At 31.4% G+C, this 14,910-nt stretch carries 12 protein-coding genes and 1 other annotated feature; all 12 genes read right to left on the bottom strand.

The features are described from left to right. Positions 1–218 precede the first annotated feature (218 nt). A complete protein-coding gene (locus tag DWZ53_RS11180; protein ID WP_233541846.1) occupies positions 219–557 on the bottom strand; it encodes a DUF1016 N-terminal domain-containing protein in 339 nt (112 codons plus the stop codon). Then, entirely contained in the window at positions 466–1,581 is a 1,116-nt protein-coding gene (locus tag DWZ53_RS05370) for a Fic family protein (protein ID WP_118432671.1), read from the bottom strand. The genes DWZ53_RS11180 and DWZ53_RS05370 overlap by 92 nt, the downstream gene beginning before the upstream one ends. 102 nt (positions 1,582–1,683) lie before the next feature. Next, positions 1,684–3,174, bottom strand: a complete 1,491-nt coding sequence (gene lysS, locus DWZ53_RS05365) for a lysine--tRNA ligase (protein ID WP_118432670.1) — start codon at positions 3,172–3,174, stop codon at positions 1,684–1,686. Positions 3,175–3,208: 34 nt separating this feature from the next. After that, positions 3,209–3,439 (bottom strand) — a binding site (T-box leader). 65 nt (positions 3,440–3,504) lie between these two features. Then, positions 3,505–4,374: an aldo/keto reductase gene (locus DWZ53_RS05360; RefSeq protein ID WP_118432669.1), complete on the bottom strand. Its 870-nt coding sequence runs from the start codon at positions 4,372–4,374 to the stop codon at positions 3,505–3,507. Between the two features lie 123 nt (positions 4,375–4,497). Continuing rightward, positions 4,498–4,881 (bottom strand): hypothetical protein, encoded by a 384-nt coding sequence (locus DWZ53_RS05355; RefSeq protein WP_118432668.1) that lies wholly within the window; start codon positions 4,879–4,881, stop codon positions 4,498–4,500. Positions 4,882–5,083: 202 nt separating this feature from the next. Next, positions 5,084–6,370: an O-acetylhomoserine aminocarboxypropyltransferase/cysteine synthase family protein gene (locus DWZ53_RS05350; RefSeq protein ID WP_118432667.1), complete on the bottom strand. Its 1,287-nt coding sequence runs from the start codon at positions 6,368–6,370 to the stop codon at positions 5,084–5,086. A gap of 197 nt (positions 6,371–6,567) precedes the next feature. After that, positions 6,568–7,566, bottom strand: a complete 999-nt coding sequence (gene dusB / locus DWZ53_RS05345) for a tRNA dihydrouridine synthase DusB (protein ID WP_118432666.1) — start codon at positions 7,564–7,566, stop codon at positions 6,568–6,570. Between the two features lie 189 nt (positions 7,567–7,755). Next, positions 7,756–8,640: an Hsp33 family molecular chaperone HslO gene (hslO, locus tag DWZ53_RS05340; protein WP_118432665.1), complete on the bottom strand. Its 885-nt coding sequence runs from the start codon at positions 8,638–8,640 to the stop codon at positions 7,756–7,758. A 138-nt stretch (positions 8,641–8,778) separates the two neighbouring features. After that, complete coding sequence (gene ftsH, locus DWZ53_RS05335) at positions 8,779–10,731, bottom strand: ATP-dependent zinc metalloprotease FtsH (RefSeq protein ID WP_118432664.1); 1,953 nt, start codon at positions 10,729–10,731, stop codon at positions 8,779–8,781. 12 nt (positions 10,732–10,743) lie between these two features. Next, positions 10,744–11,277: a hypoxanthine phosphoribosyltransferase gene (gene hpt, locus DWZ53_RS11175; protein ID WP_199589102.1), complete on the bottom strand. Its 534-nt coding sequence runs from the start codon at positions 11,275–11,277 to the stop codon at positions 10,744–10,746. Between the two features lie 23 nt (positions 11,278–11,300). After that, a complete protein-coding gene (gene tilS, locus DWZ53_RS05330; protein ID WP_199589100.1) occupies positions 11,301–12,539 on the bottom strand; it encodes a tRNA lysidine(34) synthetase TilS in 1,239 nt (412 codons plus the stop codon). A gap of 28 nt (positions 12,540–12,567) precedes the next feature. Continuing rightward, positions 12,568–14,763, bottom strand: a complete 2,196-nt coding sequence (locus DWZ53_RS05325; RefSeq protein WP_158568185.1) for a SpoIIE family protein phosphatase — start codon at positions 14,761–14,763, stop codon at positions 12,568–12,570. Positions 14,764–14,910 lie beyond the last annotated feature (147 nt).

Here is a 14,910-nt window from a genome sequence, read left to right as displayed (position 1 = left end):
TGTCCCCTAAATAATTTGGCTTTCCCCCTAAATTATTTGGTTACCCATAGCCACACCATGTACCTTGATTGAACTTACTTTATGGAGTAACGAACTATGTCATCTGTATCCAAATTCTGTATCTTGCAAAAACCATAAAAACTCTGTAGCCACCGGATTTTTGATAAACTCAAACTTATCATTTTGATACTTTGATGTGAGTTCTTTCATCTCATTTTCTACAAGTTTCTTTTTTTTTGCGCATGAAGCATACGATAATAATATTGAGAAGAAGTATTTCTTTGTAAAGTACGAACACTCCAAGTTTGTTCTATAGCTTCCTTTTCATACCAATCACGAGCTTCAGAATCTTTGACCTGTAATAAAGTTCTATAATGCGACCACGAAAGTAAAGCACCAGATTGTCGACACACTGTGTCGACAATCTTTGGAAAGATTTTATAAAATTTCAAATAATGATATAGATTACTTCTTGAATTTATATTTTCCTTTTCCGTGACCAGATACTGGTTCAATAATATCTGCCTGCACCAAATTGGAAAGAAGTTTTGAAGCACCTGAACCTTTCAGTTCAAGAAGGTTCATAACTGCACTTCTTCCAAATACCTCATCAAAGCCAAACTTTTCAAAAAGTCTATGGATATGAACCGTCGTTTTTAATGAGAAATCACTGCCTTTTTCAGAAAGTACACTTTCAATATCCACTTTTCTGTCTTGAATGTCCACTTTTGTGTCCCCAATGTCCACTTTTTCTTCATTCAACAGTTCACTTATATGAAGATTTCGATTATGAAGCTCATTTTTCTCATTCAAAAGTAGATTTCTAAGAAATGCTTCCAGATACTCTGTTGTTTCGTGAATACCTTTTTGCAAGTTCGTATAGTTTGCACGGACAAGTGCATTTCTAAAATACCACGCATTTTCCGCAAAAATATCATTGGTTGCAGAGAACCCAAGTGTCCTCAAATATTTGATGAAGAACACTGCCGTTGTTCTCGTATTGCCTTCCCCGAAGATATGAATTTGCCATAATCTTGAAATGAATACCGCTAGATGATGAATAATCTCGTCCATTGAAAGCCCTTTATAACTAAAATCCTTCTCCTGCAAAAAATCATATTCAAGTGTTGATCTCAATTCTGAAGCACTACCATACATAACAGTTGCCCCATCAAGCACCCATTCTTTCTTTGTAATGTTGTAATCTCTAATCTTTCCGGCATGTTTATAAATCCCCTGAAAGAGTTTGCGGTGAATAGAGATATACTCATTCGGAGAAAATGAGAACGCTGTCTCAGAAAGAATTTCAGCAATACGAGAAGAAACTTTATCAGCTTCTTCAGTACGTTCGTCATCAGACAAATGGACAGGTCTTTCCTCATAGTAACTGTCGATAAGACTCTGTGCTTCCTTCATCGTGATTTTACCTTCAATATTCTGAATGGCGGTATCAATCAAATATTTAGATGGTTTGAGTCCGTCCACCGCCTGAAGTCCAATTGCCGTACTCCAAGCATAACCCTTATGAGCTTTATCCGGTTCAGACTCCCTCAAATATTCCTTAAACGGATCTTTTTCCATATTCACTACCTCGTTTCATAGTCTTATAATTCTATCTTACCTAATTTGTCCAGATGGTATGCACAAATTCAAAATCTAAAAAATATTGATTTTATCCGTATTTTATTTGTTTTTTGGTTTCATTTGAGGGAATAAGATAACTTCTTGAATAGATTCTTGTCCAGTTAATAACATAACTAATCTATCAATACCCATACCCATTCCACCTGTTGGTGGCAAACCGTATTCAAGGGCTTCAACATAATCTAAGTCCATTTCATTAGCTTCATCATTACCTAATTCTTTTTCTTTTAATTGATCAGCAAATCTTTCATATTGATCAATTGGATCATTTAATTCAGTAAAGGCATTAGCGTATTCGTTTCCACAGATGAATAATTCAAAACGTTGAGTAAAACGTGGATCTTCTAAGTTCTTTTTAGCAAGTGGTGAGATTTCAATTGGATGACCATATACAAATGTTGGTTCTACAATTGTTTCTTCTACATATTTTTCAAAGAATTCATTAATAATATGTCCATAACCAAAGTGTGCCTCTACTTCGATACCATGTTCTTCAGCTAATTTTTTAGCATCTTCAAATGACATATGTTCGTTAAAGTCAATTCCTGTTTTTTCTTTAATAGCGTCTGTCATAGATACACGTTTAAATCCTGGTGCTAGTGAAATATGATGTCCTTTATAGTCTAATTCATATGTACCGTTTACAGTCATAGCTGCATTAGAAATGATACCTTCTGTTAAATCCATCATTCCTTCTAAATCACTAAATGCTTTATATACTTCAATTGTTGTAAATTCAGGGTTATGTGTTCTATCCATACCTTCATTTCTAAATAAACGTCCAATTTCATATACTGCATCCATACCACCAACGATTAATCTTTTTAATGATAATTCAGTAGCGATACGTAAATAGAAATCAGTATCTAAAGTGTTATGATGAGTAACAAATGGTCTTGCTGCAGCACCACCTAAGATTGGATTTAATACAGGTGTTTCTACTTCAACATATCCTTTGTTATCTAAATAATTTTGAATTGAACGAATGATTTTAGGACGAGTGAAAGCAATTTTCTTTGCTTCTTCATTCATAATTAAATCTACATATCTTCTTCTATATCTTTCTTCAATATCTGTTAAACCATGGAATTTTTCTGGTAAAGGACGTAATGCTTTTGTTAGATGTGTATATTCAGATACTTTTACTGAACATTCTCCGGTATTTGTCATAAACACTGTTCCTTTAACACCGATGATATCTCCAATATCACCTTTTTTTACAATTTCATAAGCTTCTTCACCAATTGTATCTTTTCTTACATATAATTGAATTTGTCCATCACGATCTTGAATATGCATAAAGCATACTTTACCTTTACGACGTTTTGTCATAATTCTACCAGCGATAGATACTTCTACAGCCATTTCTTCTAATTCGTCATGTGTTTTATCACCATATTTTTCTTTGATTTCTTTTGAATAAGCTGTTACATCAAATCTTTGTCCAAATGGATCAATTCCTTGATCAATTAATTCTTGCATTTTTTCACGACGAACTAATTCTTGTTCGCTAAATTTTCTTTCTTCCATTGTTTTCTCCTTTTCTAAATAAAAAACTCCCATCCCAAGGGACGAGAGTATCGTGTTACCACCCAAATTCATTAATAGATTACTCTATTAACCTTATTAACTATCCATAAATAGTCTTGCCTGTAACGTGGCTAACGTCATCTTATCAATTAAATCCAAGATGCGGCTCCTAGTCTTTATTCATAACATCTTCATTGTCTTTTCCACCAACCAAGACTCTCTAGAAATGAATGATTGTTATTACTCCTCTATTCATTGCCTTTATTCATCGCGTTAATCTTAACTTAAATCAAAATTATTGTCAATATAGGCAATAAAAATAACCTTTAATTAATCATGAATCTTATTATTTAATACCATTCTTACAAATTCAGGATCAAAGTGTTTTGCTCTTGAACCAGTATATCCCATATCTAATGATGAGATTTTATTCATTTCTTCTTCACTTAATTCAAAATCAAATAAATCAATATTTTCTTTAATCCTTTCTAAGTGTGTTGATTTTGGAATAACAACAACGCCTCTTTGTAAATTCCATCTTAAAAGAACTTGTCCTACTGATTTGTGATGATGATTGGCCATATCTTTTAACATTTCATCTTCAAATGGATTGTATCTTCCACCACCAAGAGGTGCCCAAGCTTCAGGAATAACATTATAGTATTTCATTGTTTCTAATGCTTTTTCTTGTGTATAGTAAGGATGTAATTCTACTTGATTAACAACAGGTTTAATTTTTACAACTTCACAGAAGTTAGTCAAAATATTAGAATAGAAATTAGAAACCCCAATTGCTTTTAATAATCCTTCTCGATAAGCATCTTCCATCGCTCTCCATGCAGCAAAATAATCGCCACATGCTTGATGTAATAAATATAAATCTAAGTATTCTAAACCACTCTTTTTTAAAGAAGCTTCTATTCCTTTTTTAGCACTATCATAGTCCATCATATCTTGAACCCATAATTTAGAAGTAATAAATAAGTCTTCTCTTTTACAAATATCATCATTGATGGCTCTTTTTACTGCTGCACCTACTGCATCTTCATTTGTATAAGCTGCAGCTGTATCAATTAAGCGATATCCTGCCTTAATAGCTTGGTATACTGATTCTTCACATTCTTTTTTATCTGGCACTCTAAATACACCAAACCCAACCATTGGCATTTTTAAACCATTATTTAAAGTTACGTATTCCATTATAATCATCTCCTAACTTATTATTTTAACCCATGTCTAATAATTATCAAATACTTTGTTTATATGATTTATCATACAATTTAAGCATAAAAAAACTTAAGTCAAAGACTTAAGTTTACTTTATTATTTTTTTAAGGCAACTTTTTTAGAAGCTTTAGCTGTAGGTTTAGCTGCAGCTTTAACAACAGGTTTTACAACTGGTTTAGCGGCTACTTTAGCAGCTGGTTTTTCAGCTTTTTTAACTGGTGTTTTACGTGTTGCTTTTTTTACAGGTGCTTCTGGATATTCAGGAACTAAATGAGCATCAAATGAATCTTTGATTTCTGTTCCGTCTTTTTTCTTTGCTACATAATAAACATTTAATTGATCAGGAATGTAATAAACATTTAATGTATCTACATCTGTTGCTTTTACTCCTTTTTCTTTTAATTGTTCTTTAATATATTTATCAATATTAACATCTTTGATATTTAATTCTTTATGTTGAATTTCAATTGTTGTTTTCATTGCTATACTTCAAAACTTATTTGTTTCTACTTTCCTCCTTGGCATTATTATATCCATTTTTTCACAAAAAGAAAGAATTTTATTGATTATATCAATAATTTTCTCGTTTTATATCATAAATTGTGTCATTAAATATCGAATATAATCTTTTTTTCACTTTTTTTTATTAAAAAAGGATTACATTCTGTAATCCTCTAATCTATTATTTTACTGCTTTAAATGCATTATCTAAGTCTTCAATGATATCATCAATATGTTCTGTACCAATTGATAAACGAATTGTATTTGGTTGAATACCTACATCAGCTAATTCTTCTTCTGTTAATTGTGAATGTGTTGTAGTAGCTGGATGGATAACTAATGATTTAACATCAGCAACGTTAGCTAATAATGAGAAGATTTCTAGGTGATCAATAAATTGATGTGCTTCTTTTTCTCCACCTTTAATATTGAATGTGAAGATAGATCCACCACCATTAGGGAAATATTTTTCATATAATGCATGATCTGGATGATCAGGTAATGATGGATGATTTACTTTTTCTACTAATGGATGTTTAGATAAGTATTCTACTACTTTCTTTGTATTTTCATTATGACGTTCAATTCTTAATGATAATGTTTCAGTTCCTTGTAATAATAAGAAAGCATTGAATGGGGAAATAGTAGCTCCAGTATCTCTTAATAAGATGGCTCTAATATATGTTGCAAAAGCAGCTGGTCCAGCAGCTTCAGTAAATTTTACACCATGATAACTTGGGTTAGGTTCACTAATCCATGGGTATCTACCACTTTTAGCCCAGTCAAATGTACCACCATCAACGATGACACCACCTAAGCTTGTACCATGTCCACCAATGAATTTTGTTGCTGAATGAACAACGACATCTGCACCATGTTCAATTGGTCTAAATAAATATGGAGTTCCAAATGTATTATCTACAACAACTGGTAAACCATGTTTATGAGCAATTTCAGCGATAGCGTCTACATCAGGAATATCACTATTAGGATTTCCTAAAGTTTCTAAGTAGATTGCTTTTGTATTTTCTTGGATAGCATCTTCAACTTCTTTTAAATTATGAGCATCAACAAATGTTGTTGTAATTCCAAATTGAGTAAATGTGTGAGCTAATAAGTTAGAAGTTCCACCATAGATTGTTTTTTGAGCAACGATATGTTCTCCTTGACTTGCTAGTGCTTGAATTGTATAAGCAATAGCAGCAGCTCCAGAAGCAACAGCTAAACCTGCAACTCCACCTTCTAAAGCAGCGATACGATCTTCAAAAACACCTTGTGTTGAGTTTGTTAATCTTCCATAGATATTTCCTGCATCAGCTAAACCAAATCTTGCTGCTGCATGAGCACTATTTTTAAATACGTAAGATGTTGTTTGATAAATTGGTACAGCTCTTGAATCAGTAGCTGGATCGGGATTTTCTTGTCCTACGTGTAATTGTTTTGTTTCAAATCTATATTCTCTTGTCATTTTAATTTCCTCTTTTCTTAATGTTTATTTTGATTTTTATTTAATTGTGTTTGATAAATATAAATCAGTTTTACATTCGTCCATTACGGAAATTATTTCTAAGTTGTTTAATTAATGTTTTTACCATTTTTAATTCCACCTATTTCCTACTTGTTAACTATGATTATACAGTAAAAAGAAAAAATGTCAATCATTGATTAAACATTTTTATCATCTTGATCTAAATCATCCAAAGTTCTTTGATAATCCATAAGAATTGTTTCTAATTCTTGATAAGTATTCACCTTTGATAATTCATTTTTTACCTGAGCTGAAGATTTCAATCCCTTAATATACCAAGGTGCATGACCTCGCATTTGGGACATTGCAATTCTTTCAGGTTCTATCTTCATTAATCTTTTTGCATGTTGTAAACATAATTGAATCTTTTCTTGGTAAGTCGGTTCTTTTACATCTTCGTGATGATTTAAGCTATCAACAATTTGTTTAATGAGCCATGGATTACCAAGTGCTGCTCTTCCTACCATAATGGCATCACATCCAGTTTGAGCCAACATTCTTTTAGCGTCTGCCACACTACGAATATCACCGTTACCAATAACCGGAATACTGACCGCTTCTTTAACTTGTCTAATAATATCCCAATCTGCTTTACCCTCATACATTTGTGAACGTGTTCTTCCATGAACTGCTATAGCACTTGCGCCAGCTTTTTCAATCAGTTGAGCCACTTCAACTGCATTAATATGATCATGATCAAAACCACTTCTAATCTTTACAGTTACCGGTTTAGAAACATGGTCTACTATTCCTTTAACAATTTCATATATAAGTTGAGGATTTTGTAATAATTTACTCCCAGCATTGGCTTTTAAAACTTTATTAACAGGACAACCACAGTTAATATCAATAATATCACAGTTAGAATGTTGATCTATATACATAGCAGCTTTCACCATCGTATCCACTTCACCACCAAATAATTGAATACTAACAGGATGTTCTGCTTCATCCACCTGTAACATATCGATTGTTTTAGTATTACCATAGCATAGTGCCTTATCGCTCACCATTTCTGAGTATACTAATCCAGCACCAAATTCTTTCACTATTTTTCTAAATGCCATATTGGTAATACCCGCCATCGGTGCCATGACTACATCATTTTCTATTACTATATCTCTAATCTTAAACATTTTATCATCCTTTACTGTTTTTATTTTACACGAATTATAAAAAATAATGAATAAAAAAATGATCACTGTCAATAGTATAACTAGATAACTTACCAATCCCCCTCTATTTTCCTCCCCAAAATAGATGTAAGTTATCTAGTTATATTCCTAAACAAAGTTGGATTCCCCCCAACAAAAAACATGGACAAGTTAATCTTGTCCATGTTTTATTTTATCTACAATATTTTTTAAATCTTCTTCACTAAATTGGTATTTGTTGTTACAAAATTGGCAAGTAATTTCACAACCATGATCTTCATTAATCATATCTTCTAATTCTTTAACACCAATAGTAGATAAGGCATTGCTCATCTTCTCTTTTGAACAATCACATTCAAAGAATAAATCTCTTGTTTCTGTAATTTCTACATCTTCAAAAATCATTTTTAAGACTTCTTCCGGCGTTTTTCCTTCATGAATTAATGAAGAAATAGGTGGAAAATCTTTCATTTTATCTTCAATATAAGAAATATCTTCTTCTGTTGCTTCTGGTAATAATTGAATAATAAAACCTCCTGAAGCAATCACTTCATTTGTTTCTTCTACTAATACCCCAACAGAAACAACTGATGGCGTTTGTTCACTGGCCATAAAATAGTATGAAAAGTCATCACCTATTTCACCTGTTTGTAAAGGAACAGTTCCACAGAATGGCTCTTTTAATCCCATGTCTCTAATGACTTGTAATGTTCCTTCCTTACCAACAGCCACACCTACAGCCAAATGTCCAGTATCATTGTAAGTATAATGCACTTCTGGATTTCCAACAAACCCTTTAATTTTACCATTGCCTTGACATACTGTCATCATCGTACCAATAGGTCCACCACCGTTAATCGTAATGGTTTGTTTTTCATTATTTTTATTCATCGCATCCATCATCAACGAAGCCGACATCATTCTTCCAAGGGCAGCTGATGCTGTTGGCCATAAACCATGATGTTTTCTTGCCTCATCAACAAGATGTGTCGTTGAGCAAGCAAAAACACGACAATTTTTACTATTTACTAATCCTCTTACTAAATAATCTTTCATTGTTCTTTACCATAAATAGAGTACGGAAGAAAAAATTGGGATAATCATACACGCTATGATAAAGAAAATAAATATTCTTTTTGCCTTAGTACTCATATTTTTCTCCTTTCCTAAATGAAAAAAAGCGTTGGAACGCTTTTATTTCATTTCATCTAATAAATCATCTGCATCATCTAATGATTCTTTTTTTTCAGTTTCTACAGGTTCTTCTGTTTTTGTTTCATCAATAGTTCCATTATGATGTTCTAACATTTTCCCTGTATTAAATAATGATTCAATATCTTCACCAGCTAAAGTTTCATATTCTAATAATGCTTCTGCAATACAAGATAATTTATCTCGATTTTCTTCAATAATTTCTTTAGCTTGATTATAACATTCATCAATAAGTTTACGTACTTGAACATCAATTTCATAAGCAATTTGTCCAGAGTGAGTATTACTACGTTGTGTGTAATCACGACCTAAGAATACTTGTCCATTTTCTGAATCATATTGAATTGGTCCAAGTTCAGACATACCTAATTCAGTCACCATCATTCTAGCAATTCTTGTTGCTTGTTCAATATCGTTATGAGCACCGGAACTTACATCACCAAAGAAAATTTCTTCAGCAACACGTCCACCCATAAATCCAGCAATAGTTGCTTTTAATTGTGATTTAGTTTGGAAGTATGTTTCTTCTTTTGGTGTCATTAAGTTATAACCACCAGCTTGTCCACGAGGAACAATCGTTACTTTTTGTACTTTATTAGCGTCTTCTAATGTTAAACCAATAACAGCGTGTCCTGCTTCATGGTAGGCAACTAAACGACGTTCTTTTTCAGTATATTTACGAGACTTCTTAGCAGGTCCACCCATAACACGATCTACAGCTTCATCAATATCTGCCATTGTAATCAAATCATGATTTTGTCTTACTGCAAGTAAAGCTGCTTCATTTAATACGTTTGATAACTCAGCCCCAGAAAAACCTGGTGTTCTTTGAGCAATATTTTCAAAATTAACATCTGGAGTGAATTTTTTATTACGAGCATGAACTGCTAAAATTTTAGCACGTGCTGCTTTATCTGGATTTGCTACTTGAATTTGACGGTCAAAACGACCTGGTCTTAATAAAGCTGGGTCTAAAACATCAGCACGGTTTGTTGCAGCTAAAACGATAATTCCTTCATTTCCAGAGAAACCATCCATTTCTACTAATAATTGGTTAAGAGTTTGTTCACGTTCATCGTGTCCACCACCCATACCAGTACCTCTTTGACGTCCTACTGCATCAATTTCGTCGATAAAGATAATACATGGTGCTGTTTGTTTAGCTTTTTTGAACATGTCTCGCACACGTCCAGCACCAACACCGACAAACATTTCCACGAATTCAGAACCGGAAATAGAATAGAATGGTACGTTTGCTTCACCAGCTACAGCTCTCGCTAATAATGTTTTCCCTGTTCCTGGTGGTCCAACTAATAAAACACCACGAGGAATCTTAGCACCCATATCAGAGAATTTCTTAGGTGTTTTTAAGAAATCAACAAGTTCTTTTACTTCTTCTTTTTCTTCATCCATTCCGGCAACATCACTAAAACGTGTTTTTGAATTCTTTTCAAGTTTAGCTCTTGAATTTCCAAACTCAAAGGCTTTAGCGTTACCACCAGCACCATTGGACATCATTCTTACTAAAAAGAACATTGCGCCAATGATAAGAACATATGGTAATAATGTCATCACAATTTCCATAAAAATGCCACGATCATTTTGATCGATCATTTTGATTTGAACATTCTTTTCATCTAATAGATTAATTAAAGAATCTAATTCAGAATCAGTTTTAGGAATTGTAGTAGAGAAAGAAACTTCTTTCTTTTGACCATCTACTTTTTTAGTATATACCCCGTCTACATCAATCACTAATGAAGAAGGTGTAATCTTTACACTTTGTACCTTTTCATCTTGTACTACCTTAACAAATTCATTGTATTTAATTTCATGACTGTTTCCTTGATTTAAAAAGGGAATCATGACACTTAAACCAGCTAATAAAATAAGCCAAGGTAATAAAGATTTTAATAAACCTTTTTTGTTATTCATACAATCTCCTTACTATTTTTTATAACAATCTTCTTTTAATATTCCTACATAAGGAAGTTGGCGATATTTTTCATTAAAGTCTAAACCATATCCAACAACAAAAGCATTAGGGATTTTAAATCCTGAATAGTCTGCTTTCATATCAAATACACGACCTTCTTCTTTATCTAATAATGTTACGATTTTAACACTTCTTACACCACGTTTTAAAAGCATTTGTTTAACATTATATAGTGTTTTTCCAGTATCTAAAATATCTTCAACAATTAAAATATTTTTTCCTCTAATATCTTCTTTTAAATCTTGTTGAACTACTAAAGTTTTTGATTCCACACCACTGTAGCTACTTACTTTCATATAATCAAAAGTCACATCACTCTTTAAGTGTTTTCCAAGTTCAGCTAAAAAAGGAACTGATCCCTTCAACAATCCAACTAATAAAATTTCTTCACCAGCATAATCTTGATCAATTTGATTAGCTAATTCTTCACATTTTTGTTCAATTTGTTCTTCTGTATATAATATTTCTTTTATATCTTTATGCATTGCATTTCACCTCACCAAGATGTTTATAATTTTACCACAAATATATTGGGTTTTGTAGTTAAATACTTGATATTTTTAGCTAGATTAGGAATTAAAACAACTTCTTGATGATTGTTTACAACAATCGGCCATGTTTTTCTTTGGTGACTTGGAATCTTCGCGTCGATAAATAATCGAGATACTTTTTTAGTACCACCACTTGTTTTAATTTTATCTCCTGGTAGAAAACTTCTTATGACAATAGGAAAATCCTTTTCACTTAAATAAACACCTTCATTTAAATGACCCTCTTTAGCTAAATAAAATGCCTCATGTCTATCATAAACAAGATGTTCATACTTTATACAATATTCCCTCGTGTTCATATTATTTGAAGTATAGATATTATCGTATTCTTTTATGAACAGAAAATTAACTGGTAACTGCATTTGAATATTTGGTTTACAAGATTGAATTTGTTTGATTATTTCTTGAATTAAAGCATCACTAATGAGTGGCGGGTAAATGACTTTTTTTAACATATAATAAATCACTAATGGCAATTGTTCTTCTTGAATATCCTTTAATGATAAATAATGCTTTTGATCATATTGATCAAATAATGGTTGTAATTGTTTATTTTGTTCATCAATTCTTTGGTTATGTTCTTTCATTTGTTTCAACAACAAACTGATTTGTTGTTGACTATAAGTCGGTAAAACATGCAATCTAATTGCATTACGACGATAATGATCATCATGATTAGTATAATCCTCGTGATAGTCTACGTGTTGTAATGCACAGTAATCTCTTAGTTCTTGTTTGGTTGTATTTAATAAAGGACGTACAATAACCATATCTTGAATCACTGTTTTTTCTTGAATTCCTAGGTATCCTTTTACATTTCCTCGCTGTAATTGCATGATCATTGTTTCTAAAATATCGCCTAAGTGATGAGCTAAAATGACATGATGAATATGATGTAGTTTTCCTATTTCACGATAGAAATCATAACGTATAAGACGCGCCTTCATTTCTAAATTATCTTCGTGATAATCATGTAAATCAACTTCTTTTATAAAATAAGGGATTTGGTGGCTTTTACAATACTTTTCTACCAATACTTGATCTTCATTACTATCATGGCGAATATGATAATTAACATGACAAACATAGATCAAGTAGCCTTTCTCGTTTAACATATTTAAAAGGGCCATCGAGTCATTTCCTCCCGATACCCCTACAATATATTTTAATTTTTTATCTAATAATGCTTCATTCATAGTATCACCACAATTATTATAAAAGAAACTAATTATTTTTTTCAACCTTTAAAACAATAATACTCATATCATCTAAATGATGTAAGGTTAAAACTTCAGACATTAAGAGTGTTGCTGCTTCACTTGGATGTAACAAAGCAATCTCCTCTTTATTTCTTTCAAGTATATCAATAAATTCATTGCCAACCCCATCACTGACTAAGATAATGATATCATGAGGACATAATTTCATTTCATAGGACATCATTTTTAGTTTAGAAGCCATTCCCATAGGTAATGAACAGGCTTTGATGGTTTCTATTTTATGGTCTCTCATGACATAACTTTCAAAAGCACCATATTTAATCATTTTCAATTTAGCAGAAACTAAATCAAAATCACATAAATCAAGAGTCGTATACATATCTCCTTGATTTTTTATTTTTAATAAACTATTTAATGATCTTAAAGTATCTTTCAATTCAATTCCGTTTTTAATGAGCTTTGTAAAGATTTCTAAAGCTAAACGACTTTCTTTAGCCGCTTGTAAACCTTGTCCCATCCCATCAGATAAAACCATATAGAAATGTTGGTCATGATGGAATGAACAGTAACTATCTCCACAATCATTTTGATCTAATGAAAATTGTTGGTAACCATATTGAATATGAAATAATAATTGATGCTTTAATACAATAGAAGTATAACCTAGATAATGAGGATGATCATAAATAGAAAGAACTTCTAAAGAATGATTTAAAAAGTTTTCTAATATAGGAATGAGTTCTTCTTCAATAACACTCTTTTTAACATCTCTTAAACCTATTTCTAAAGTATAGGTCGATTGATCAATTTGATGTTTTTTTAAATAAACAATATCAAATTGATAAGCCTTTAGATGTTCAATAAGACTCTTTTCTAATTGTTGAGGAAGTCTTTGGATTGTTTTTGAAAAATCTGAAAAGACATGACTTATCATCGAAAATTCTTTAAATAAATCTTTCCTCATATGTCTATTGGCATTTTCAACTTTCATCATATTTTCATAACTACGACGATATCTTTTAATAGTTTCTTGATAATTGATGGGATCAACACAATACTTTTGAATATAATCTAAATCCTCTTGTTTAAATTCCTCTTTCATTCCTTTAGATAATAATTTACCTAAACGACTCACACCATCTTTAGAATAAAAACAATATTCACAAGATGAACAATGACTACAAACATCCTCATAAACATAACCTATATATTGTGATAAATAAGAATTTTTGGTGTTATCCATGAAAACGTCTGTGAGCTGCTGAAATAGTGCTGCAAATGAATCAGCCTTACTCATTAAACGATTTTGTTTTGTCATATCATGATAATCATCAGATACTATGATCTTTCTATTTTTAAATTGGGGTGTTAACACAAACAACCCCGCTGAAATAACAATAATTAACGTATAATATTGATACTGATAAGTAATAAAAAAAGGAAGAATAATATGACTTAATAAATAATAACCTGTAAAAATATATTTATTTTTAGGTTGATATAATAAATAAAAACTTAATGGCAAAATTAAAGCCAAGACATCATTTTGCATTTGTAAAGACATCAAGATTAATAGAATAGAAACATAAAAGATAGCTGGTACAATTGTTTGAATTGTTAGATAATAAATAGTGATCAATAAATAAAAACGAATCAGGATCATCATATACGCTACATTTAAAGGCATCAGACTCGTCATCATCGTTAAAACGATAATACTGATAATCATCAGTCGATCAGGTGTATAAACATCTGCTTTATTATGCATGATAATTGGTACCAGTTGTAAGTATAAATAACTATTCATGAGTGTCACTGATGAAATCACCCCTATTTGAATCCAAGTGTAATGAAAAACATATAAAAAAATAGCTGTAATCGCAGTTAAAACAAGTGGCATATACTTTGTTTTAAAGAAATGAAAATAACTCAACAAATAAAAAACAATAAGTCCTGTTAATGATATGTATTGCGTCATCATACTATTTTCTACAAATAACAAAGTCATCGCTAAAGCCACTAAATAGATAAAAACATATAAATACCCACTACTTAAAGCAACGAGTAGAATCGGTAAAACAAAACATACTGATGTATGATCGATCAGAATTAATGATAAGCCTAACGTTACTAAAAACAAACTGACGGGCATCATCATATTGGTTGTTTGTTTCTTACGTTTTGATATAATAAACTCCATTTTCCCCACCTCGGCTATATTATATAGGGGTGAAAATGCATAATTTGTCATTAAAAAGAGTAATGATAAAATCTTGAAGATTTCTTTAACCAACAACTAATTATTCACTGTTTTTTTTAAATTTAGTGAATTGTATAGAATACAACT

Source organism: Coprobacillus sp. AF33-1AC, from assembly GCF_003475785.1.
Classification (GTDB): Bacteria; Bacillota_I; Bacilli_A; order Erysipelotrichales; family Coprobacillaceae; genus Faecalibacillus.
This window is presented reverse-complemented; position numbering and strand designations above follow the sequence as displayed.

What these genes read in the sequence shown, in the direction of transcription:
- lysS (WP_118432670.1), bottom strand. Translation starts at nt 3,174, where the DNA reads ATGGAAGAAAGAAAATTTAGCGAACAAGAATTAGTTCGTCGTGAAAAA.
- DWZ53_RS05355 (WP_118432668.1), bottom strand. Translation starts at nt 4,881, where the DNA reads ATGAAAACAACAATTGAAATTCAACATAAAGAATTAAATATCAAAGAT.
- DWZ53_RS05350 (WP_118432667.1), bottom strand. Translation starts at nt 6,370, where the DNA reads ATGACAAGAGAATATAGATTTGAAACAAAACAATTACACGTAGGACAA.
- dusB (WP_118432666.1), bottom strand. Translation starts at nt 7,566, where the DNA reads ATGTTTAAGATTAGAGATATAGTAATAGAAAATGATGTAGTCATGGCA.
- ftsH (WP_118432664.1), bottom strand. Translation starts at nt 10,731, where the DNA reads ATGAATAACAAAAAAGGTTTATTAAAATCTTTATTACCTTGGCTTATT.
- tilS (WP_199589100.1), bottom strand. Translation starts at nt 12,539, where the DNA reads ATGAATGAAGCATTATTAGATAAAAAATTAAAATATATTGTAGGGGTA.
- hpt (WP_199589102.1), bottom strand. Translation starts at nt 11,277, where the DNA reads ATGCATAAAGATATAAAAGAAATATTATATACAGAAGAACAAATTGAA.
- hslO (WP_118432665.1), bottom strand. Translation starts at nt 8,640, where the DNA reads ATGAAAGATTATTTAGTAAGAGGATTAGTAAATAGTAAAAATTGTCGT.
- DWZ53_RS05360 (WP_118432669.1), bottom strand. Translation starts at nt 4,374, where the DNA reads ATGGAATACGTAACTTTAAATAATGGTTTAAAAATGCCAATGGTTGGG.
- DWZ53_RS05325 (WP_158568185.1), bottom strand. Translation starts at nt 14,763, where the DNA reads ATGGAGTTTATTATATCAAAACGTAAGAAACAAACAACCAATATGATG.
- DWZ53_RS05370 (WP_118432671.1), bottom strand. Translation starts at nt 1,581, where the DNA reads ATGGAAAAAGATCCGTTTAAGGAATATTTGAGGGAGTCTGAACCGGAT.